The sequence below is a fragment of the Roseobacter sp. TSBP12 genome (assembly GCF_009129705.1).
Lineage (GTDB): Bacteria > Pseudomonadota > Alphaproteobacteria > Rhodobacterales > Rhodobacteraceae > Celeribacter > Celeribacter baekdonensis_A.
On record NZ_PYIB01000088.1, the window covers coordinates 21,635 to 42,108 of the forward strand.

Consider the following 20,474-nt stretch of genomic DNA (forward strand, 5'->3'; position numbering starts at 1 on the left):
GCAAACCGCGACCTCAACCACGGCGTCAAACCGCGACCCTGTGGCCCATCACATAGGTGGCGATGACCGCGCGGTCGTCGCCCATCATGATGGTCGGAAACACCTCTTCCCAAATCGTTTCGGCCCGGATCGCGCGCTGGGCAATCGCGGGGGTGGAGGCCAGATCGAGCACGGTGAAATCCGCTTCCATCCCCGGCGCAATCGAGCCAATCCGATCTTGCATATGCAATGCATGGGCAGAGCCATAGGTGGCCAACCACAAAAGCTGGGCCGGGTGCAATGCGGTATGGGTCAACTGGCCGATCTCATAAGCGGCGGCCATGGTGCGCAGTAATGAGAACGACGATCCGCCGCCGGTGTCGGTGGCAAGACCCACGCGGTGCCCCTCCGCCTTGCGCGCACCCATGTCAAACAGGCCCGAACCGATAAAAGTGTTCGAGGTCGGGCAGTGGATCAGCGAACAATCATTGGCTCTCAGGTGATCGATCTCGCGCGGTTCCAGATGGATCGCATGACCAAAAAGCGCCCCTTCACGGACCAATCCGAACTGTTCATAGGTGTCCAGATAATCGCGCGCAGTGGGATATAGCCCTTTGACCCATTCGATTTCGTCCAATTGCTCGGACAAATGCGTTTGCATCAAACAGGACGGGTGCTCTGCCCACAGCGCGCCAAGGGCCTCCAACTGTTCTGGTGTCGAGGTTGGCGAAAACCGTGGCGTGATCGCATAGGTGGCGCGGCCCCGTTCATGCCAGCGCTCCAACAAGGCCTTGCTGTCGTCATAGGCGGATTGGGCAGTGTCGCGCAGGCCTTCGGGGGCGGTGTCGCGGTCCATACAGGTTTTGCCCGCCACAATCCGCATTCCGCGCGCCTCGGCCGCCTCAAACAGCGCCTCAACAGAGCCGGGATGTATGGTGCAAAACGAGGTCACCGTGGTGGTGCCATTGGCCAAAAGCAAATCGAGATAGCGTCCGGCAATGTCATCGGCATAGGCCCGATCCGCGAATTTCATCTCTTCGGGAAAGGTGTAGCTGTTCAGCCAATCAATCAGCCGCTTGCCCCAACTCGCGATCATCGCGGTTTGCGGATAATGGGCATGGGCGTCGATGAAGCCGGGTGTGATCAAACCCGGACCATGGTCATGAAACACCGCGTCGGGGTGTTTGGCGCGCATGTGATCGCGCCCGCCGATGGAGACCACTTTGCCGTCCCGGACCAAAATCGCGCCGTCTGATTGAACCTGAACGGCTTCGGTCGGGGGGATCACAAACGGGTCGCCTAAAAATTGGACAACCTGACCGGCGATGAGTGTTTCCATGGGAACCTGCTTTGGTAAAAGGCGTGTAACGTTGGAAACAGATTAAGCACGCAGATCAGGGAGGTAAATCAATCTTGCCTCTGTTTCTCTTGGGCAAGCTGCCTTAAAGTCCCCGGTGACGAACAAGCGGGCACGATATGAGCGAAGATCAGCAGGACATCACCGAAGAGGCGGCGGTCGAAGAGGCCGAAGAGGATGTATATTCGCTGAGTGCGCGTGTGCTCAGTTCAATCCTCTTTGCCGTCGATACAGGCAATCGGACCAAGCTGATTGAACTGATGGAACCGCTGCACGCGGCCGACATCGCCGACTTGCTCGAACAGGTCAACGCCTTTGACCGGCGGCGGCTGATTCTGCTTTATGGTGCTGAGTTTGACGGTGACATCCTCTCAGAACTCGACGAAGGCATCCGCGACGAGGTGATCCACGTCCTGCGGCCCGAAGTTTTGGCCGAAGCCGTCCGCGAACTTGAATCCGATGACGTGGTCGATCTGATCGAAGACCTCGATGAGGAATCGCAAGAGGCGATTCTGTCCTCTCTTGAGGATGCTGATCGGGTTGCCGTCGAAAAATCCCTGTCCTACCCGGAATTCTCCGCCGGTCGTTTGATGCAGCGCGAGGTCGTGATGGGCCCGGAGCATTGGACCGTGGGCGAGGCGATCGATTTCATGCGCGAGGCCGAGGGGCTGCCGGAAGATTTCTACCACATGGTGCTGATTGATCCCAAGCTGCATCCCGTGGGCCATGTCACCCTTGGCAAAATCCTTGGGGCACCGCGCAAACAACCTTTGGTCGAGCTTTTGGAGCCGGGATTTCGCACCTTTCGCGTCGATGAAAGCGAAACCGATGTGGCCTATGCGTTCAACCAGTATCATATGATCGCCGCCCCCGTGGTGGACGAGGACGACCGGGTGGTCGGCGTGATCACCATTGATGACGCGATGAACGTGTTGGACGAAGAACACGAAGAAGACATCATGCGTCTCGCCGGTGTTGGTGAAGGCTCTTTGGCCGACCGGGTGTTTGACACGGTGAAACAACGCCTGCCGTGGTTGGCGGTCAACCTTGTGACCGCGATCATGGCCTCTTTGGTGATTGCGCAATTCGAAGCGACGATCTCGCAATTTGTGGCCCTTGCTGTGTTGATGCCCATCGTGGCCTCAATGGGCGGCAATGCCGGCACACAGGCGCTGACCGTGGCCGTGCGTGCGATTGCCACCCGCGATTTGACCGGCGCGAACGTCTGGCGGGTGATCCGTCGTGAGGTGCTCGTCGGGCTGACCAATGGCATCGTTTTCGCGGTGATCATGGGGATTGTTGGCATCGCTTGGTTCGGCTCGCCCGCGCTGGGCGCCGTCATAGGTGCGGCGATGGTGATCAATCTGGTGATCGCGGGACTGGCCGGGATCGGGGTGCCTGTTGTATTGGAGCGCATCGGGGTTGACCCGGCGCTGGCCTCGGGGGCCTTTGTAACGACCGTGACGGATGTCGTTGGCTTCTTTGCATTTTTAGGTTTGGCGGGTGTGGTTCTTCTGTGACTGTAACGGATGATTTGAAATCGGCACTGCGCGCGCGGGCGCGGGTGGCCCGCGCCAAGGCGCATAAGACCGGCGGGCTTGCGGCCAGTCAGGCGGCGCAATTGCTTTTGGGTTTTTTGACCCCGTTTCGCGGCCAGGTGATCGCGGGCTATCTGCCGATCGACACCGAGATCGACCCGCGCGCGGTGATGATCGCGCTGGCCCGAACGGGTCCGGTTGCCGTGCCCGTGGTCGAAGCCAAGGCCCAGCCTTTGCGCTTTGATCTATGGACACCCGACACGGTGATGGTCAAAGGCGCGTTTGGGACCCTGACCCCGGAACGCTCCATGCCCGTGACCCCGACCGTTTTGATCGTGCCGATGCTGGCGTTTAGCGTCATGGCCATCGGTTGGGCTATGGCGGTGGGTTTTATGATCGGACCTTGGCGCAACTGCGCGCGCAGGGGCCGGTCTTTGCCGTCGGTCTGGCGTATGGCGCGCAAGAGGCGCCGGATCTTCCGGTCGAAGGCACCGACGCGCCGCTGGATGCGATTGTGACCGAGCGCGAAGTTTTGACCTTTTAGGACCTGTTTTGGAGGCTTCCCTCATGCACATTCCGCACAACCTGTTCAAACGCCGCTTGCACGAGCGGGTGCAACAATTCGGGGCATGGCACACGATGGGCGGCGGGCAACAGGCCGAACTCTTGGCCGCTGCGGGTTATGATTGGGTGCTGATCGACAGCGAACATGGCGCGATGGAGGTGACGGATGTGCTGGCGGTACTGCAGGCGCTGTCTGGATTTGCGAGCTGTGCGCCGGTTGTGCGGATCGCTGAGAATGACACGGCGCTGATCAAACGTCACCTCGATCAAGGCGCGCAGACGCTGATGGTGCCAATGGTGCATTCGGCACAGGCGGCGCGCGCGGCTGTGGCGGCGATGCGCTATGCCCCCGAAGGTGCGCGCGGCATGAATAGCATCACGCGGGCAAGCCGGTTTGGCGCGGTCTCTGACTATGTGGCTCAGGCGGCAAGTGAGCTGTGTCTGATCGTGCAAATCGAAAGTCGCGCCGGGATGGACGCGCTCGAAGAGATCGCGGCTGTCTCCGGCGTCGATGCGATCTTTATCGGCCCGGCCGATTTGGCCGCCGACATGGGATACCCCGGCAATTTGGCGGCACCCGAGGTCGAGGCGGCTGTTTTGGACGGGTTTGCCCGGCTCAAGGCGCTCGATATGCCCTCAGGCATTATCACCCTCGATGAGGCGGCGTTGCGGCGCTATATCGCGGCGGGCTCGCGGTTTACCGCGCTTGGCATTGATGCGGCCTGGTTGATGGCGGCGGCACGGGCCAGTTTGGCGCGGTTTCAGGACATTTGAGCGCGCAATGTGAGTATTTTGCTCACGGTAAAGGCGCATGTCTTGCCACATGTCTTGCCAACGGCGCGCGGGGGCCTAAGCCTTTTTTCCATGAAAATTCTATTTCTCGGAGACATCGTCGGCAGTGCCGGACGCCAAGCTGTTCTTGAGCGGATCGCGAAACTGCGCGTCGATTGGGGCCTCGATTTCATCGTGGTCAATGGCGAAAACGCGACCAATGGCATGGGGCTTTCGGGTGAACATGCCAAGGGGTTGTTGGAGGCGGGCGTCGATTGTTTGACGTTGGGCGATCATGCTTTTGACCAGAAAGACATGATGCAATATTGCGAACGTGACACGCGGATCATCCGGCCGATCAATTTCGCCAAGGCGGCCCCCGGACGCGGTATGCGGATCTTTGAAGATCGGCGTGGTCGGCGCATTTTGGTCGCGCAAGTGCTGGGGCAAGTGTTCATGAAACGCGCCTTTGACGACCCGTTTTCGGCGTTGGATCAGGTGTTTATGACCCATAAACTGGGCGGGTCTATTCAGGCCGCTTTGATTGATGTCCATTGCGAAGCCACCTCTGAGAAAATGGCGATGGGGCATTTTTGCGATGGCAAGGCCTCGGTCGTTGTCGGCACGCATACCCATGTCTGCACCGGCGATGCACAGATTTTGCCCGGCGGTACGGCCTATCTGACCGATGCGGGCATGTGTGGCGACTACAATTCGGTGATCGGCATGGACAAGGCCGAGCCGCTGCGCCGGTTTGTGACGGGCATGGCGAAAGGTCGGTTTGAACCGGCCAAAGGCGAGGCGACTTTGTCGGGCGTCTATGTTGAGACCGATGACAAAACCGGGCTGGCCACACGGGTGCGCCAAATTCGCCAAGGCGGGCGGTTGGAGCAAAGCCTCCCGTAAGGGAAAATGTTCTGATTTCGGTGGCTTGGCCGCAAGAGTGTTTTGAAACTGCCCTTTATTCGCGCTTGTGAACCGGGGGAGCTACAGGTCATATTGCGCGGGAGATAGTCACTCAGCGCGAGGATGCATGGAGCTTTTTCAATTCAGCCCTATGACAGAGGCGGTGATCGCACTTGTCGTGGTTGGCGCTATGTTCGTGCTGTTTGTGCGCGAGATTTTTCCAACTGAAGTGGTTGCCATAACGGGCGCCGCTCTCATGATCGTTTTGGGCATTTTGCCCTATGATAAAGGCCTCGCGGTCCTGTCAAACCCGGCCCCTTGGACCATCGCGGCGATGTTCATCGTCATGGGGGCGATGGTGCGCACCGGTGCCTTGGAATGGTTCACCCGCCAAGCGGGGCGCTACGCCGAAACCCACCCGCCTGTGGCCATCGCTTTGCTGTTGTTGGTGGTGGTGATCCTGTCGGCTTTTGTCGCCAACACGCCAGTGGTTGTGGTGATGATCCCGGTGTTCATCCAACTGTCGGCCAAGCTCGGGGTGCAGCCATCTAAGTTGCTGATTCCACTCAGCTATTGCGCCATTATGGGTGGGACAATCACGCTTTTGGGCACCTCGACCAACCTCTTGGTCGATGGCGTGGCGCGGACTCAAGGCATGGAGCCGTTCACGATTTTCGAGGTCTCGATTTTGGGTCTGATCATCACCGCTTGGGGGCTGTTTTATCTTTTGGTCATCGGGCGGCATCTTTTGCCAAATCGCGACAGTCTGGCGGCGATGTTATCGTCTGGCCGCTCCAAGATGAAATTTTTCACCGAAGCCGTGGTGCCGCCCGACAGCAACCTGATCGGGCGTGAAGTCACCGGGGTGCAACTGTTCAAACGCGAAGGTGTGCGGTTGATCGACGTCATTCGCGGCGACAAATCCTATCGTCATGAATTGAACGGCTTTCAGCTTCAGGTGGGCGACCGCGTGGTGCTGCGCTCGCAGATCACCGAATTGCTCAGCCTTCAACGCGACAAATCGCTCAAACGTGTGGATCAGGTTTCGGCGGTGGAAACCACCACGATGGAAGTGCTGATCACGCCGGGGTGTAAAATGGTTGGGCGTTCGCTGTCCTCCATGCGGCTACGTCGCCGCTATGGCGTCTATGCGCTTGCGGTACATCGTCGCAACCAAAACCTGGGTCAAAACATTCAGGACCTCGTAGTGCGGGTGGGGGATACGCTTTTGCTCGAAGGTGCGCCCGCCGATATTCAACGGTTGGCCTCCGATATGGACATGGGCGACGTCTCGGTTCCGACCGAACGCGCCTATCACCGTTCGCATGCGCCGATCGCGCTGATCGCGATGTTCTCAATTGTGTTTCTCGCGGCTTTCGGTGTCGCACCGATCCTGATGCTCTCGGTGGTGGCCGTGGCCATCGTTTTGGTCACGCGCTGCATTGACGCCGAAGAAGCGTTCTCCTTTGTCGATGGCCGGCTTTTGGCGATGATCTTTTCGATGCTGGCCATTGGCGCGGCCTTGGAGACTTCGGGGGCGGTGCAATTGATCGTCACCGCACTGACGCCGCATCTGCAGGGCCTGCCGGTGTTTTTCGTGGTCTGGTCGATTTATCTTTTGACCTCGCTTTTGACCGAACTGGTGTCGAACAATGCGGTGGCCGTGGTGGTCACGCCGATTGCCATCGGGTTGGGGCATTCGATGGGGATAGATCCGCGCGGGCTTGTGGTGGCGGTGATGGTGGCGGCGTCTGCGTCCTTCGCCACGCCCATTGGCTATCAAACCAACACCATGGTTTACGGTCCGGGCGGCTATAAATTCACCGATTACATGAAAATTGGCATCCCGTTGAACATCTCGATCGGACTTCTGGCCTCTGCGGTGATCCCGTTTCTTTGGCCGATGTAGGGCGAATTCTTTTGAATTTGCCTGCTTTCCCCCATTGACCCCCGCGCGTGATCTTGCGGGCGGGGGGGCGGATCGCCTATAGAGGCGCGAATGCTGACTTAATTGAATTTGCGGAGGTGCCTCAATGGCAGGCCATTCTAAATGGGCAAACATCCAGCACCGTAAAGGGCGCCAGGATGCGGTGCGGTCCAAACTGTTTTCCAAACTCGCCAAGGAAATCACCGTGGCGGCGAAAATGGGCGACCCTGACCCGGAGAAAAACCCGCGTCTGCGTCTGGCGGTGAAGACGGCGAAAACGGCGTCTTGTCCGAAAGACGTGATTGATCGCGCGATCAAAAAGGCCATGGGCGGCGACGCTGAAAACTATGACGAAATCCGCTATGAGGGCTACGGCCCCTCGGGCATCGCCTTTATCGTCGAAACCATGACCGACAACGTCAACCGCACCGCCTCCAACGTGCGTTCCTATTTCACCAAAGCGGGTGGCAATTTGGGCACCTCTGGTTCGGTGTCCTTCATGTTCGACCGCGTGGGCGAGATCACCTATGACGCCTCTGCGGGCGATGCCGATACGGTGATGATGGCCGCGATTGAAGCGGGCGCTGAGGATGTGGAATCGGACGAAGACGGTCATTGGATCTACACGGCCGACAGCGATCTGTCGGCGGTCTCGGATGCTTTGGAGGCTGTTTTGGGCGAATCCAAAGAGGCCAAACTGATCTGGAAACCGCAGAACCGCACAGAGGTCGATCTTGAGACCGCGCAAAAGCTGATGCGTTTGGTTGAAACCATCGAAGACGATGATGATGTGCAGTCGGTGACGGCCAACTTTGACGTGCCGGACGATGTGGCCGCACAGCTTTAATCGCTGAGGCGACAGATTTCGAAAGCCCCCGCTAAGTGGCGGGGGTTTTTGTTTGGACGAGCTGGGATTTGGCCGTCCCAACGATTGCCTGTGTCACAGGTGCAAGCACACGCGCATTCAACCGCGAGACATGCCAAAACAACGCAATATCGACGGGCTCGGGCGAGAGGCGCAGCAAGGCGCCAGAGACCAGATGCGGTGCCAAAAGTCCCACGGGGTTCAAGCCCCAGCCCAGCCCCAACAGTGCCGCATCGACAAAGCCATGGGTGGACGGAATGCGGTGCGCGGTTAGAGACAGGCGTTGCCCAGTCATCCGCGTGGCCCAAATGTCCTGAAGCCGATCCTTTTCATTATAGATCAACGAGGGCGCATGGGAGAGGGCGGCGGCGGTGATCCCATCCGGGAGATAACGCGCGACAAAGCCGGGAGAGGCCACCGCCTCATACCGCAGCGCGCCGAGCGGATGGATGTCACAGCCTGCGACCGCTGTGGCTCGCGCCGACACGGCCCCGCTGACGTCACCGCGCTTGAGGGCCTCGGCGGAGTGGTCCTGATCGTCGATCTCCAGTTGGAACAACAGCCCGTCCTGTACCGCAAGCGCTTGCGCCATCGCGGCGCAGAACCATGTGGCGAGACTGTCGGCATTGACCGCAATGCGCAGGGGCCGCTGGGTCACGCGCGCGTTCTGCCCAAGGTCGCGGCTCAATTGCGCCTCTAACAGGCCGACATCCTCCATATGCCGGGCAAGGCGACGTCCCGTTTCGGTGCCGGCGCAGGGCGATCCGCGCAGCACCAAAGGCGTGCCCATCCGGTCTTCAAGCGCCTTGATCCGCTGCGAAATCGCCGACGGGGTGACGTGCAGCGCATGGGCGGCTGCCTCAAAGCTGCCACTGCGCAGAACATGGGTGAGGGCGGTGAGGGCGGGGTAATCGGCGGAAGTAAGCATGTCTAATCTTTAAGTAGTATCTTTAATTTGTCTAACTTAAATTTTGCCCCTATCTCGAGCGGGCAAATCTTTTGGAGTGTCCATGATGTCGATCTTTCTCACCGGCTTTCTCACCGGGCTCAGCCTGATCGTCGCCATTGGGGCGCAAAACGCCTTTGTGCTGCGTCAAGGCATCCGGCGGGCGCATGTGGTGCCCATCGTTTTGGTCTGCGCGCTCTCGGATGCGGTCTTGATTTCGGTCGGGGTGTTTGCCTCGGCGCAGGTCTCCGAGGCCTTTCCGCACGTTCTGCCGCTGATGCGCTGGGGCGGGGCGGCGTTTCTGGCCTTTTATGGCGCGAAAGCCGCAAAGGCTGCGATCAAGGGCGGTGGCCATCTTGAGGCCGCAGCAGGCGGGGCAGGGTCTTTGGTTGCGGCTGTGAGCACGGCGCTGGCGCTGACATGGCTCAACCCGCATGTCTATCTCGATACGGTGGTGCTTTTGGGGGCGGTGTCGGCGCGATTTGCGAGCGCGCAAGAGGCCTTTGCCATCGGCGCGATCACCGCGTCTTTTGCCTTCTTTTTCAGCTTGGGCTTTGGCGCGCGGTTCTTGGCACCGCTCTTTGCCCGCGCCACAGCATGGCGGGTGCTGGACGCGTTGATCGCCGGTGTCATGTGGACAATTGCCATCAGTCTTGTGCGCGGCGGCTGAATTGCCATTCGCGGAAAATCCCGCGAGTGTCGCGCCATGGTACAGATCAGCAAACCCGTTCAGGGCATTTTATGGATGCTCGTGACCACGTTGAACTTCGTGATGGTCAACGTCTTGGTCAAATATGTCGGCAGTGGTCTTCCTATTTTGGAATCGGCGTTCTTGCGGTTCCTTTTGGGGCTGGTGTTCCTGATCCCGGCGCTGAAATCGGTGGCCAAGGTCCAGTTCACCCCACGGCTGTGGAAACTCACCTTTGGCCGCGCGATGTGTCACGCCCTTGCCATGACCTGTTGGTTTTTTGCCATGACAAAAATTCCGATGGGCGAAGTCACGGCGATGAATTTTATGAACCCGATCTATGTCTCGATCGGGGCCGTGGTGTTGTTTGGCGAACGCATCGCTTTGCCGCGCATTTTGGCACTGGTCGTGGCGTTCTTGGGTGGGTTGGTGATCCTCAGGCCGGGCTTTCGCGAAATCGACCCCGGCCATGTGGCGATGATCGTCTCCGCCATCGCCTTTGCCGGCTCCTATCTGATCGCAAGCCAATTGACGCGTGAATTGCCGGCCTCTGTCGTGGTGTTTTTGATGTCTGTGACCGTGCCGTTGGTAATCGCGCCTTTCGCGCTCTTGCAGTGGGAGACGCCAACGCTGCATGAGCTGATCCTGTTGTTCTTCACCGCCGCTTTCGCCACCTTTGGCCATTATTCCATGACCCGCGCCTTTGCCTGTGCGCCGCAATCGGTGGTACAGCCGGTGGTGTTCATCCAACTGATCTGGTCGGTGAGCCTTGGGATGCTGTTGTTTAGCGAGGCGTTTGATCCATTTGTGCTGTTGGGCGGAGTGATGATCATCAGCGCGGTGTCCTTTATCACATGGCGCGAAGCGCGGGCGAAACGCTCTGCGCGGGCTGCGGCTGTCGTTGAGAAACCGTGATTTATGTTGATCTTGGTCAAGGTCGCGGGCGTGTGATCCGGTCACACTGACATCAATTCAGGACGCAGACATAAGGAGAAGCGCATGTCCAATACGCCACACCAACTGATCACAGATTTCCCAGATCTTGCGGATAAGATTTCCGCACTGAAACTGGAGGATACACATTTTTCACGCCTGATGGACGATTATAACGAGTTGAACGATCAGGTGCATTTGGCCGAAAGCAATATCAATCCGATGGAAGATCTGGCTTTGACCGAATTGCGCAAAAGACGAATGGCTCTGAAGGATGAGTTGTACGGGATTTTGACCGCGTCGGCGTGAAATCTACCTCTTTTGAGGCGATGAAATCCAGCACAAACAGAGAAGGGGCGCGTTAACCGAAAGGTAACGCGTCCTCTTGTGTTGTGAGAACAAATCATGCACAATTAGTGTGTGAGGTTGGGTGAAATACCATATATTGCGGCTCTTTGGGCCGCATTGGGGCTTGGATTCGCCCTGATTCCCCCGAGGACAGCGCAGGCCGTGGGGGAGAGGACGGCTATTGAGGTTCTAGCGGGCGGGCAGGCCGCCAAAGCCCGACAATTCGCCTCAAATGCCCCGCCCAAAGCCGCGCAGAAATCCAGCCAGCCCGGATCAATTTACGGCAAAAAACTCCGCGTCGTCGATGGCGACACATTGGTCTTGGGAGAGGTGCGCATCCGCCTGTTTGGCATTGACGCGCCTGAGTTGTCGCAGACCTGTGGCGACATGCAAGGCGCGTTTTGGGGCTGTGGTGCATGGTCGAAAGCGGTGTTGGAACGGTTGGCACAACCCGGCCTGTCCTGCGCGCCGAAAGACACCGACCGATACGGGCGCACGGTGGCAGTGTGTTATGATCCAAAGGGCATGGATGTGAATGCCGCAATGGTCGCGGCCGGCGCAGCCTATGCCTATGTCAAATACGCCAAAGATTACGTCGAAACCGAACAAGACGCGCGCGCCGGTGGCATCGGATTGTGGCGTGCGGCGGTGACCCCGCCAGCCCAATTTCGCGCTGACAAACGCGCCACACAGCTCGCATCAATGCCAGTTCAAACCCCTCCAGAGGGATGCGCGATCAAAGGCAATATCTCGAAATCCGGCAAGCTTTACCATTTACCCGGCGGGCGCTGGTACGAGGGTACACGGATTTCTCCCGCCTCAGGCGAGCGTTGGTTTTGTTCAGAAGGCGACGCACTGGCCGCCGGATGGCATCGCGCACAGGGCTGATCCTCGTCAAAGTGCGACAAAGCCGTTTCCCCCCTTGCATGCCCCGAATTTTTCGCCTAAACGCCTCTGCACCGGGTCGTTAGCTCAGTTGGTAGAGCGCTTCGTTTACACCGAAGATGTCGGGAGTTCGAGCCTCTCACGACCCACCATTCAACCCATTGAAATCATTGTTTAAGTTACTTCGTATGGCGTGTTTTGCGAAGTGTGCTTAGGTTCATTGAACCTCGCGCCGGTTCTTTAGGCTCATAAAGTCCAGGACCTCGACCGCATCCGACATTTGTTCGGGGAGGAATCGGCCATAGGTTTTGTAGGTCACGGCCAGATTTGAGTGGCCCAAAACCTGCCCAACCTTCTCGATGGGAATGCCTGCACCTAACATGTGAACCGCTGCGGAGTGGCGCAGCTCATGGATCGTCACATGCCCGATGCCGGACCTTCGGATCGCGGCGGTGACGCCCTTGCGGATGTTGGCAACCTGTCCCCCGGCATATTCGATAACGAAATCGGATAGGGCGGCCTCATAAGCCGAATTCAGGGCGGCGCGCACCGATCCATTCATCGGCACAATGGCGCGGCCTTTGCGGGTGATGCCGTCTTGGCGTCTCAGGTTGATGATTCCGCGTTCAAAGTCGATGCGATCCCATTTCAAATCCAACACAGCCCCGACACGCGCGGCGGTGCTGGTTAGCAAAATCAGCGCGAGACGGATGTGCGGCGCGTCTGCACCCTCAATCAAAGCGCGGATTTCGCCCGCGTTCAGGATGCGCATGTCGGTCTCGGGTTTGACTGGACGCCAAATGTGCGGCGCTTTGCCGATCTGTCGGCACTTCACAGCGTTGTTGAGCGCGGCTTTGAGGTGGCCAAGCTCTGTCCAAACTGTGCCGACACTCTTACCCTCATCCAGCCGCTTTTTCTCGTATGAAAGACAAAGCGCCTTGTCGATGTCTTCGGGTCGGTATGCGCCAAAGTGGGGTAGGATCGCTTTGCCGGTGTAGCCCATCGTTTTGGCCGTGGGCTTGTCTCCCAAATCCGAAACGTAGTCATTCCAAATATCTGAAATGGTCGATCCGCGCGGCTTGCTCTTAAAGGTTTCGCGACGATAGACGTCTACGGCCTCTGCCTCGGCCTCCGCTCTGGTGCGTGCCTCAAGCTGATAACGTCGTCGCTTTCCGTCCTCTCGCCAATAGACGCAAAGCCCGCCTCTGAATTTTCCGATGGTGATGTCTGGCATTTTTCTCGCTCCAATACGACCTGATGGGGAATCCTAAACATGCGCCCAACACGAAAGGCGCGCAACTCTCCCCGATGGATCATGTCTCTGATGGCTTGATCGGAACAATCCCAGCGAGATGCGAGAGTTTCGGGTGAAAACGGTTTTGCGTGTTCCATATGGCTTCCTATTTGGACTCGTCCGAGCCATGACAATGCCAGCACGTCACCCGGGCCGGGTATGTGTGCCAAACGCCATTCCGCAGACAGATCCCACCGTGCTTGCTGATGATGGTGCCCGAGCCTTTGCATTTGTCGCACTTCATCGCCTTGCTCATATTTGGGATTGGAAGATTGCCGATCCTCATGTCTATCGGCTCGCCGCAGTGCGGGCATGTCGGGTCAGTCTTCCAAGCACCTTCGCGGCCACAACAAACGACATTTGTCGCGCAGTTGCAGCGGCGCATGGTATCTGGGCCTTCAATCCCGCACCCCGCACATCTCCACACCTTTACTGCCATAAATTTTCTCCTCACCACTTGATAAGTGTGCCGTTGAAATGGTTTGCGCCGGATAGTTCGTGTGACGTCTCAAAAAAGCACAGCATGTCGGACCAGTCCGTAAAGCCGTCCAGATTGGCAAATACGTCAAGGTCTTTGGCGGTCGAATAGGTTTGATCCGCGAGGATCGCGTTTGGATAGATCACTATTGGAAGCGAGGCGGCGCATGTGGTGCGCAGCAAGAGGCGGCATTCTGGGCGGCGTTGGCCCGTGTAAAGTTGCAGTTCATCGCCGGGGCGGGCGTGGCGGCGTTTTCCGTTGGCGCGGATTGTTTGGCGTTTGATGAGGTTTTGCACATCATCGGCAAAGCGCGGGTTGAAGTTGTAGGCGACCATCACGCACCTACTTTTTGTTTGGTGTCTTGTGATATGGCAGCGTCAGCGGCTTCCCAGAATGTCTTGCCGAAGCCTAGAATATCGCCTGTAAGTTCTTCATGAGCTATACCAAACCCGCAGTATGGTTTCATGTCGATGATGCAGCTCTTTCCCGGTATCCTCACCAGCCAAGGTGACGGACAGTTCGGATTGTGCTGCACGACGAAGGTGCGCGTCAAAATCTCGTGCTTCATCACACATCCCCCGGCATCTGGTTCCACTCGCGCCCATCGAGCAAGCGCCCGGCGGCGCGTTTTCCTACGCGGATCACGCCGATTGGGTTTTCGAGGCCATGATGCGATGGCTTGGCCTGAGTTCCATCCCATCCCAGCCAAACTGCCTTGTTGGTCCCCATGTAGCTATCAGGGCAGACTGTGTAGTCGGCCCGCGCCCACTCTCCCCACTGCTTAAAGAAGAACGCGACACCAGCCGCTTCGCACTGATCGCGCAGGGATCGTGCCCAATCCGGGTGCATGGGGCGGGCATTCCTGCCGCTCTCGCCGCCGACGATTACCCAGTCGATGAGCCAGCGCGTCAAATCCACCGGGCCCAACAGAGGCTCGGCGCTGACAAAGCGCACGGCGGCGGGGGTGGCGAGCAGATCAGGGATGCGCTTATCTGCGCTGGGTTGGTCGGAGACCGATGTGCCAAGCCAGACGTTGGGCAGGGGGTGCGCGCATTCAAGGTATCGCTTGGCTTGGTAGACATTGCCATTCCAAAGATTTGATGGGGCTGTTTCGGTCAGCAATTTCTCTACGCGCACCCAATCTGCAAACCCATCCATATACTCACGCGCGCGCTCTGGCCGCTTGGTGAGCATCTGAAATGTGTGCTGCGGGCAGAGTGCCATGACGGCAAACACGCGGTCGATCCATTCGTCGGGCACATCCTCGTGAAACAGATCGCCATGGGCGCAGACAAAGACCATGCGCGGTTTGCGCCATGAGAGCGGCTTGGTCAGTTCGCTTTCGATGAACCGGACCTGACCGTTGAATTGATAGCCGCCCGCCGCGTTGCGCTTGGTCAGGCCTTCGCGGGACGGATGGTTTTTAAGACGCGTCCCGGCCAGCGTGGCCGCATAGCAGTTCTTGCACCCATCGTCGACCAGAGTGCAGCCGTTGATGACGTTCCACGTTGCATCGGTCCATTCTATTTTAGTTTTGTCACTCATGGAAGATATCCTTGTGAAGATGCATCGCCATAATGGCTTCGTAGACATGAAATCTAAGGTTTTCATGGAATGCCGGCTTGGCATTTTGTGGGCGGCGGTAGTGTTTCTGGCGCGGTTCATATTTGATCCGGCTTGGGTGTTCCGTCCGATATGCTTTCAGGTCCAATGCCGCCTGCGCCGTGGAGATTTCGAATGCTTGCATAATGTCAGACCTGTTGAGCGGTCCGCATTCAAGTTGGCTGTCGATCCAGATCAATCGCATTCGCTGCGCGAAGTTCATCAGATCATCCCCCACAGAAGAAACAGGCCAAAGGCCAGACATGCGATCAGGAAGCCAACAAGTGCCAACCCAAATCCGTGTGACCCTTGTTCGCGGTCATCGTTGGAGCCGTGGCGCGCCGCCTCTTTCTCTGCCTCGTCTGCGGCATATGGGTTGATTTTGCGCAGTTCTTCGATGTCTTGCGGGATCATGCTGGCCATCCTTTGCTTTCATCGACATTCACGCGGACAGAACAGCAATGCGGGGTTTCGCATTGCACCTGAGCGCCGCCGCGCCACCGCCCGTAGCGCAACGTTCCGCCGCAAGCCGGGCAGGTCATGGCGTTTATTGAGTTCACCTCGATCTGACGCGGTAGGGCTGCAATGATGGTGGCAAGGCGCGCGCGGCTGCCTTTCGCCCATCTCGCCCAAGTGGCGCGCTCTTCCTTGGACCATTCCTCACGCTTCGGACACCAGCCCGCAGGTTTCGGCATGCAGGGTTCGGAGGCTCCGAGGTCATCCATTTTGACACCGACCGCGCAACGCGGGCCTGATCCATCTTCCAAGGGCGAGACGTGGCCCATCTGATAGCTGTAATGGCGGCAATGCTGTCTGGCGCGTGGCGGCGGTGTGAAATCTTGAGTGGTCATAGCTGCACCGCATTTTCTTCGGCGCGATCGAGACTTTCGATTTGTGCCAATAGGAGAGCGATGGCCTTGATCATGTCGCGGCGGGCTGTCGTCGGTTTGAAAAACGCCTCATCCCACGACACGGGCCACCATTCTGGCAGATCCTCGATCTTGTCGCTGTTCTGCGGCGTGAGTGCATGTGCTGCGCTCATCACGTAGCATAGGGCGGCGGATGCGAGTTCGCCGTCGACATATTTGTCATCACGGTCCTCTGAAAATCCTTCCACCTCGATCTGGCGCCGGCGCTCGGCAAGAGCGTCATGCACGGCTGCGCTGAGCATCACTGGCTGGTATTCAGGCGGGTGAGGGAAATCGTGGAATCTTGGCCACTCGTCGCCGTCTGGCCCGCCCGGTTGAACGCCGCATCTGGAGAGTATGTCGGTTTCGCTGGTGCAGTTCTCGCAAAGCCATGTACCGTCAGGCATAACTGCCAAATAATAGCGGTCATAGTGCCCGCATGCCTCTGGCATGTGTTCGCCGCAGTCTGCGCATACGTACATTATTTTGTCATCTGTCATGCTGCCATTTCCTTTTCGATGAGGTGTGCGCAGTTCGCGCTGACGAGTGCTGCGGCAATGTCGGGTGCCACGCTGTTGCCGACACATGAGACCTGGACGTTTTTCGGGAAGGATTTGAAAGTCCAGGTGTCGCCGCTCTGATGCCAAACGCCGTCAATGACGTAGTCGCGCGGGAAACCTTGGCAGTTGAACAACTCACGCGGGGTCAACATGCGCAGTCCGATGTCGACGATCACATAGTCGGTGCCGTCAATGGTCAGGGTGACGAACTCGCCGCCGTCCCAAGCGCCATGCGCGCGCAGGAACTCGGCCACCTCGCGCGCGCGGGCTTCATGGTCCTTGCTAAACGGTGGCACTGCCATTTCGGCCTGAGTGTGGGCAAAGCGGTCTTTGACTGTGATCGTGTGCGCCGGTTCGTCGTGGCGGGCCCCATCACCGGTGCCATAGTATTTGGCAAAGAACGCGGCGACGGGCGTTTGTTGCGATCCTGCGGCGGTGACCGTTGACATGGGGTCGCGCGGATCTCGGCCAGCGTGATGATCCATTTTCGGGCCGCCATTTTGTTGGGCGAGGAAGGCCGCCGCCGTGGCGTGTTTGATGCCGCCGGCCACAATGGTTCCGAGGGGTGCGCCAATATCGAGGGTGCGTGGTGCTTGACCATGGCGTTCGCCGTATCCGGTCTGGATCAGCGTTGGGATGATCACCGCATTCTGGTCCTTGCTGTTGGCGCAGATCGTGTGGTGCGGTTCGCGGATGTCGCGGCATGCGCCGCCTTGCTGCGCATAGGTCAGGACTGGCGCGATCATGGCGCTGTGCCCACCTCCGGCCAGCACGGTCGGGTGCGGCGCATTTATGGGGCTGTCTCGCCGTGCTGTTCCTTTCATCGACATGAGGGATGGGGCCAAGAGGCCAAGCGGTGCCGCTCCACCTGGGCGCTTGATGTAGCTGTTTGCAGTCACTGTCGCCAAAGGGGCGCGCAGGTCTTGGCCTGTCGCACCGCCGTTGAAGCGGGTAATGCTCGGGACGATCACAGACTTTTCACCCCGGTTGGCTCCGGTTATCGTGCGCAGAGGCGTGGCCAAATCCTCGACGCGCGCGCCGTGGGTCAGATTGACGATAAATGGCCGTTGGGCGTCCAAGACGTAACGTTTCATCCCGCGCGCAACACGGGCCAGCGTGTTATCTGCAAGTGGTCGATTGGCGCGCAGGCCGTGCTTTGCCTTGATCTGCTCAGACGTGTCAAAAATAGACGGGCAGGGCAGTGACCAATCAATGCACTCGGCAGCGGTGCGATATGGTTTGGGTTGGTATTTGGCGTCATCAGGATTGCCAAAACCATCGCGGAGCAGTTCGGGGGTCGGAAAGTGTGTGGGCTTCGGCCAGACAATATCGCGACCGTCGCGGCGGGCGATGACAAAGAGGCGCTTACGGATCGTGGGTGCGCCGTAATCACAGGCGCGCAGGACGCGCCATTGGATTTTGTAACCCAATCGACGCAATGACCTGACCCACAATGTGAAGGTCTCGCCTTTGCGTGTGGTGTCTGGCATATGATCGTCCGTGAGCGGGCACCAATCCTCAAATTCCTCGACGTTTTCAAGCATGATTACATCTGGGCGCACCCGTTTCGCCCAATGGACCACGACCCATGCGAGATCACGGATTCCCTTTTCAACAGGCTTGCCGCCTTTGGCTTTGGAAAAATGTTTGCAGTCCGGCGAAAACCATGCGAGGCCGACATGACGCCCGTGACACACATCGTCCGGGTCTACGGCATAGATCGAATTGATCAGGTGCAGCGTGTGCGGGTGGTTGGCTTCATGCAGTGCCAGAGCCGCTGGATTGTGGTTGATTGCCACATCGGGAGAGCGTCCCAGAGCCATTTCAATGCCTGTCGAGGCACCGCCACCACCGGCAAAGCTGTCGATGATCATTGGGCGACTGTCGTCGCGCGCGGGCTGCGTTGGCCAGTCAAGGAAAAGGCTTCCGTCCATAATCTCACTCCGTTCCGTTGGCGATTTCGAGGAGGATATCGGCGTGGCAGGGTTGGCCTTGGGGGCAGGTGCAAGCAAGGTTGCGGGCGGAGAGTTCGGCGCGGATTTCCACACGCTTTTTGAATTTGCCCGGACGCCAAATGTGTTGGCGGAACAGGTTGGCCACATATGCGGGGGCACCGAGTGATCCGGTGCCTTGATACGGGTTTGACCATTCTGACCCGCACCCAACAAAGACAGCGTCAGGCGGCGTGTGCCTCGCGGCTTTGACTGTGATCCGGCAGGGTTTGGTGATTTGTGTTTGTGCGGTCATGATCTTATGCCTCCATGATTTCGAACGGCTGCCCGAGCGGTGCGAGGCGCGCGACAAGAGACGGGATGTTGCGCACCCCGGCTTTTTTGAGAATGTTGGATTTGTGGTATTTCAGCGTTGATTGGCTTACGCCCAAGCGGTGTGCTGCGACTTTTTCAGGTTGTGTCAGGAGTGGCAGGGTCTTCAATTCTGCGGGTGTAAATGTCATGGGGTAAATCCTCTCTGTGTGCTGTCACACGGGATGGGGCCGCGCTCTGTCGGCCCTCACCGGTGGGTCAGGCGGTGATATGGCGGACGGCGCGCATGACGGCGTCTTCGATGTGGGTGTTTGCAAGGGCCAGATCGCGCGAGCCAAAGCAGTCACCGCCGTGGCCAGTTCCGCCGATTTCATGGAGCTTGGCGATAAATGTCCCGCCCATGTCTTTGATGTCCTGCATCTGGGCTTTCTCGCGATCGGAAAGTTTGCGGTATTGGTGGCGCACGGCGTTGTTTGTGATGCGGTCGTCGCTTGTGCTGTCGATATGTGTGTTCATGGTGTTTCCTTTGAGTTGATTGACCGCCTCGCTTGCCCATGACGGGCGGTCTTCCGGCCTTCTATGGCCTTTCGGGTGTTGTCACCGGACGGTGGCCACGCTCCACGGTGTCCGGGGGCGATTGGGGGGGTGCGTGGGGGTGGTTAGGCTTCGGGCGCACCCATGAGGGTGGTCAGGCCCGTTTGTTCGGTGGCGATATCGACGGCCTCAGAAAATGAGGCTTTGAATGCCTTTTCCGGGTTGTAGATCGACAGGATGAATTTCACCGACCCGCCCATTTTGCGGTAACGGAAGCGCACGGCCATGCGGTACGGCGCGCCACCCATGAACACAGGGATGGTGATGATGATCAGGTTCGGGATTCTCAGGGGTTGGCCGTCCGCATCCTTATGTTCGTTGAGGAATTGAACTTGGGCCTCTCCGGTGTCCCGGTTCGTGCTGACTGTCAGGTTGCTGGCCTCATAGACCTGAAACTGTTTTGACATCGCCAAAAGTTGCCCGAGTTGGCCAAAGCGGCCTTCGATCTTTTGGGCGGTCTGGATCAGGCGGTTCTCCCAATCTTGGAATTCATCACTTTCGCGACCGGACAGGATGGCAGGGGTTGGGTCCATGATGTCTTTGGCTTGGGCCTCGATGAATTCGCCAAGGTCGTCTTTTTCCAACAGCGTGTCGGAGATTTTCATCCATGCCACCCATTCGTCAGAGAGAGGGAAGTCATAGATGGCGCGGTGATGGCAGTGGCGGGCGGTTGGATCGCCTGAGGTGGATGTGACATCGACGGGGCCCATTGCATGATAGTCGGCGATGCAGGTGAGCTTTGGGGCGGTCATGTCGGGATTTGCGAACAGGACGCTTTCATCGCTTTTGAAGCGGTTCGCCCAGGTGATCAGGCTGTCCAGATCGGACAGTTTAGCAGTGCCTTTGCGGCGCGCAGGTTTGAGAAATTCCGCACTGTCACGGATCGCTTGTGTGAGGTAATTGATGTCGCGGCCTTTTGGTACGGCGACAGCGACGGGTTTGGTAAAATCAACCTCTTTTGGGAATTCAATGGGCATGTGGTGGCCAAGGTCTTCCATGACCTTGCGCATGGTTTCGGCTGGATTTTCTGGAATGAGTGTGTCTGACATGAGGTTTTCCTTTGTCTT

At 58.3% G+C, this 20,474-nt stretch carries 25 protein-coding genes, 1 tRNA gene and 1 pseudogene; 11 read left to right on the forward strand and 16 right to left on the reverse strand.

Annotation, left to right across the window (positions count from 1 at the left end; translation table 11 throughout):
• Positions 1 to 25: 25 nt before the first annotated feature.
• Positions 26 to 1,318: a guanine deaminase gene (gene guaD / locus C8029_RS21130; protein ID WP_009572855.1), complete on the reverse strand. Its 1,293-nt coding sequence runs from the start codon at positions 1,316 to 1,318 to the stop codon at positions 26 to 28.
• Positions 1,319 to 1,455: 137 nt separating this feature from the next.
• Between guaD and mgtE the strand changes: the two genes are divergently transcribed.
• The 6 genes and pseudogenes from mgtE (at position 1,456) to C8029_RS21160 (ending at position 7,889) form a co-directional block, all read left to right on the forward strand.
• Positions 1,456 to 2,856, forward strand: a complete 1,401-nt coding sequence (gene mgtE / locus C8029_RS21135) for a magnesium transporter (RefSeq protein ID WP_009572854.1) — start codon at positions 1,456 to 1,458, stop codon at positions 2,854 to 2,856.
• Between the two features lie 14 nt (positions 2,857 to 2,870).
• Positions 2,871 to 3,418: pseudogene (locus C8029_RS21140) on the forward strand (5-formyltetrahydrofolate cyclo-ligase).
• Positions 3,419 to 3,441: 23 nt separating this feature from the next.
• A complete protein-coding gene (locus tag C8029_RS21145) occupies positions 3,442 to 4,212 on the forward strand; it encodes an HpcH/HpaI aldolase family protein (RefSeq protein ID WP_009572852.1) in 771 nt (256 codons plus the stop codon).
• A 90-nt stretch (positions 4,213 to 4,302) separates the two neighbouring features.
• The gene (locus tag C8029_RS21150) at positions 4,303 to 5,115 is read left to right on the forward strand and encodes a TIGR00282 family metallophosphoesterase (protein WP_009572851.1); all 813 of its coding nucleotides are present in this window, start codon (positions 4,303 to 4,305) and stop codon (positions 5,113 to 5,115) included.
• 127 nt (positions 5,116 to 5,242) lie between these two features.
• Positions 5,243 to 7,024: an SLC13 family permease gene (locus C8029_RS21155; protein WP_009572850.1), complete on the forward strand. Its 1,782-nt coding sequence runs from the start codon at positions 5,243 to 5,245 to the stop codon at positions 7,022 to 7,024.
• Between the two features lie 124 nt (positions 7,025 to 7,148).
• The gene (locus tag C8029_RS21160; RefSeq protein ID WP_009572849.1) at positions 7,149 to 7,889 is read left to right on the forward strand and encodes a YebC/PmpR family DNA-binding transcriptional regulator; all 741 of its coding nucleotides are present in this window, start codon (positions 7,149 to 7,151) and stop codon (positions 7,887 to 7,889) included.
• Between the two features lie 31 nt (positions 7,890 to 7,920).
• Here the strand turns inward: C8029_RS21160 and C8029_RS21165 are convergent, their stop codons facing one another.
• A complete protein-coding gene (locus C8029_RS21165; RefSeq protein WP_152003666.1) occupies positions 7,921 to 8,835 on the reverse strand; it encodes a LysR family transcriptional regulator ArgP in 915 nt (304 codons plus the stop codon).
• Positions 8,836 to 8,917: 82 nt separating this feature from the next.
• Between C8029_RS21165 and C8029_RS21170 the strand changes: the two genes are divergently transcribed.
• The 5 genes from C8029_RS21170 (at position 8,918) to C8029_RS21190 (ending at position 11,859) form a co-directional block, all read left to right on the forward strand.
• Positions 8,918 to 9,523, forward strand: a complete 606-nt coding sequence (locus C8029_RS21170) for a LysE/ArgO family amino acid transporter (RefSeq protein WP_226946423.1) — start codon at positions 8,918 to 8,920, stop codon at positions 9,521 to 9,523.
• A gap of 36 nt (positions 9,524 to 9,559) precedes the next feature.
• Complete coding sequence (locus tag C8029_RS21175) at positions 9,560 to 10,456, forward strand: DMT family transporter (protein ID WP_152003667.1); 897 nt, start codon at positions 9,560 to 9,562, stop codon at positions 10,454 to 10,456.
• An 84-nt stretch (positions 10,457 to 10,540) separates the two neighbouring features.
• The gene (locus C8029_RS21180) at positions 10,541 to 10,783 is read left to right on the forward strand and encodes an HP1242/YdcH family protein (protein ID WP_009572845.1); all 243 of its coding nucleotides are present in this window, start codon (positions 10,541 to 10,543) and stop codon (positions 10,781 to 10,783) included.
• A gap of 201 nt (positions 10,784 to 10,984) precedes the next feature.
• A complete protein-coding gene (locus tag C8029_RS21185; RefSeq protein ID WP_226946424.1) occupies positions 10,985 to 11,710 on the forward strand; it encodes a thermonuclease family protein in 726 nt (241 codons plus the stop codon).
• Positions 11,711 to 11,783: 73 nt separating this feature from the next.
• Positions 11,784 to 11,859, forward strand: a tRNA-Val gene (locus tag C8029_RS21190).
• Positions 11,860 to 11,924: 65 nt separating this feature from the next.
• On the opposite strand, the gene C8029_RS21195 is transcribed toward C8029_RS21190, so the two are convergent.
• The 14 genes from C8029_RS21195 to C8029_RS21260 all read right to left on the reverse strand — a co-directional run bounded on the left by C8029_RS21195 (position 11,925) and on the right by C8029_RS21260 (position 20,456).
• On the reverse strand, positions 11,925 to 12,710 hold the full coding sequence (locus C8029_RS21195; RefSeq protein WP_226946426.1) for a tyrosine-type recombinase/integrase: 786 nt from the start codon (positions 12,708 to 12,710) through the stop codon (positions 11,925 to 11,927).
• A gap of 107 nt (positions 12,711 to 12,817) precedes the next feature.
• Entirely contained in the window at positions 12,818 to 13,315 is a 498-nt protein-coding gene (locus C8029_RS23065) for an excisionase family DNA-binding protein (protein WP_152003669.1), read from the reverse strand.
• Positions 13,316 to 13,451: 136 nt separating this feature from the next.
• A complete protein-coding gene (locus C8029_RS21205) occupies positions 13,452 to 13,814 on the reverse strand; it encodes an ASCH domain-containing protein (protein ID WP_152003670.1) in 363 nt (120 codons plus the stop codon).
• Positions 13,814 to 14,047 (reverse strand): hypothetical protein, encoded by a 234-nt coding sequence (locus C8029_RS21210; RefSeq protein WP_152003671.1) that lies wholly within the window; start codon positions 14,045 to 14,047, stop codon positions 13,814 to 13,816. Before C8029_RS21210 ends, C8029_RS21205 begins: the two co-directional genes overlap by 1 nt.
• Entirely contained in the window at positions 14,047 to 15,024 is a 978-nt protein-coding gene (locus C8029_RS21215) for a DUF5131 family protein (RefSeq protein WP_152003672.1), read from the reverse strand. The genes C8029_RS21210 and C8029_RS21215 overlap by 1 nt, the downstream gene beginning before the upstream one ends.
• Positions 15,017 to 15,304: a BrxR family helix-turn-helix transcriptional regulator gene (locus C8029_RS21220; protein ID WP_152003673.1), complete on the reverse strand. Its 288-nt coding sequence runs from the start codon at positions 15,302 to 15,304 to the stop codon at positions 15,017 to 15,019. Before C8029_RS21220 ends, C8029_RS21215 begins: the two co-directional genes overlap by 8 nt.
• Positions 15,304 to 15,495: a hypothetical protein gene (locus tag C8029_RS21225; protein WP_152003674.1), complete on the reverse strand. Its 192-nt coding sequence runs from the start codon at positions 15,493 to 15,495 to the stop codon at positions 15,304 to 15,306. The genes C8029_RS21220 and C8029_RS21225 overlap by 1 nt, the downstream gene beginning before the upstream one ends.
• Entirely contained in the window at positions 15,492 to 15,932 is a 441-nt protein-coding gene (locus C8029_RS21230; RefSeq protein ID WP_152003675.1) for a hypothetical protein, read from the reverse strand. The genes C8029_RS21225 and C8029_RS21230 overlap by 4 nt, the downstream gene beginning before the upstream one ends.
• Positions 15,929 to 16,489: a hypothetical protein gene (locus C8029_RS21235; protein ID WP_152003676.1), complete on the reverse strand. Its 561-nt coding sequence runs from the start codon at positions 16,487 to 16,489 to the stop codon at positions 15,929 to 15,931. The genes C8029_RS21230 and C8029_RS21235 overlap by 4 nt, the downstream gene beginning before the upstream one ends.
• Positions 16,486 to 18,483, reverse strand: a complete 1,998-nt coding sequence (locus C8029_RS21240; RefSeq protein ID WP_152003677.1) for a DNA cytosine methyltransferase — start codon at positions 18,481 to 18,483, stop codon at positions 16,486 to 16,488. Before C8029_RS21240 ends, C8029_RS21235 begins: the two co-directional genes overlap by 4 nt.
• A 4-nt stretch (positions 18,484 to 18,487) precedes the next feature.
• Positions 18,488 to 18,796, reverse strand: a complete 309-nt coding sequence (locus C8029_RS21245) for a DUF4326 domain-containing protein (RefSeq protein WP_152003678.1) — start codon at positions 18,794 to 18,796, stop codon at positions 18,488 to 18,490.
• Positions 18,797 to 18,800: 4 nt separating this feature from the next.
• Positions 18,801 to 19,004: a helix-turn-helix transcriptional regulator gene (locus C8029_RS21250; protein WP_152003679.1), complete on the reverse strand. Its 204-nt coding sequence runs from the start codon at positions 19,002 to 19,004 to the stop codon at positions 18,801 to 18,803.
• 67 nt (positions 19,005 to 19,071) lie between these two features.
• Entirely contained in the window at positions 19,072 to 19,329 is a 258-nt protein-coding gene (locus C8029_RS21255) for an Acb2/Tad1 domain-containing protein (RefSeq protein ID WP_152003680.1), read from the reverse strand.
• 143 nt (positions 19,330 to 19,472) lie between these two features.
• A complete protein-coding gene (locus C8029_RS21260) occupies positions 19,473 to 20,456 on the reverse strand; it encodes a DUF2303 family protein (RefSeq protein WP_152003681.1) in 984 nt (327 codons plus the stop codon).
• Positions 20,457 to 20,474 lie beyond the last annotated feature (18 nt).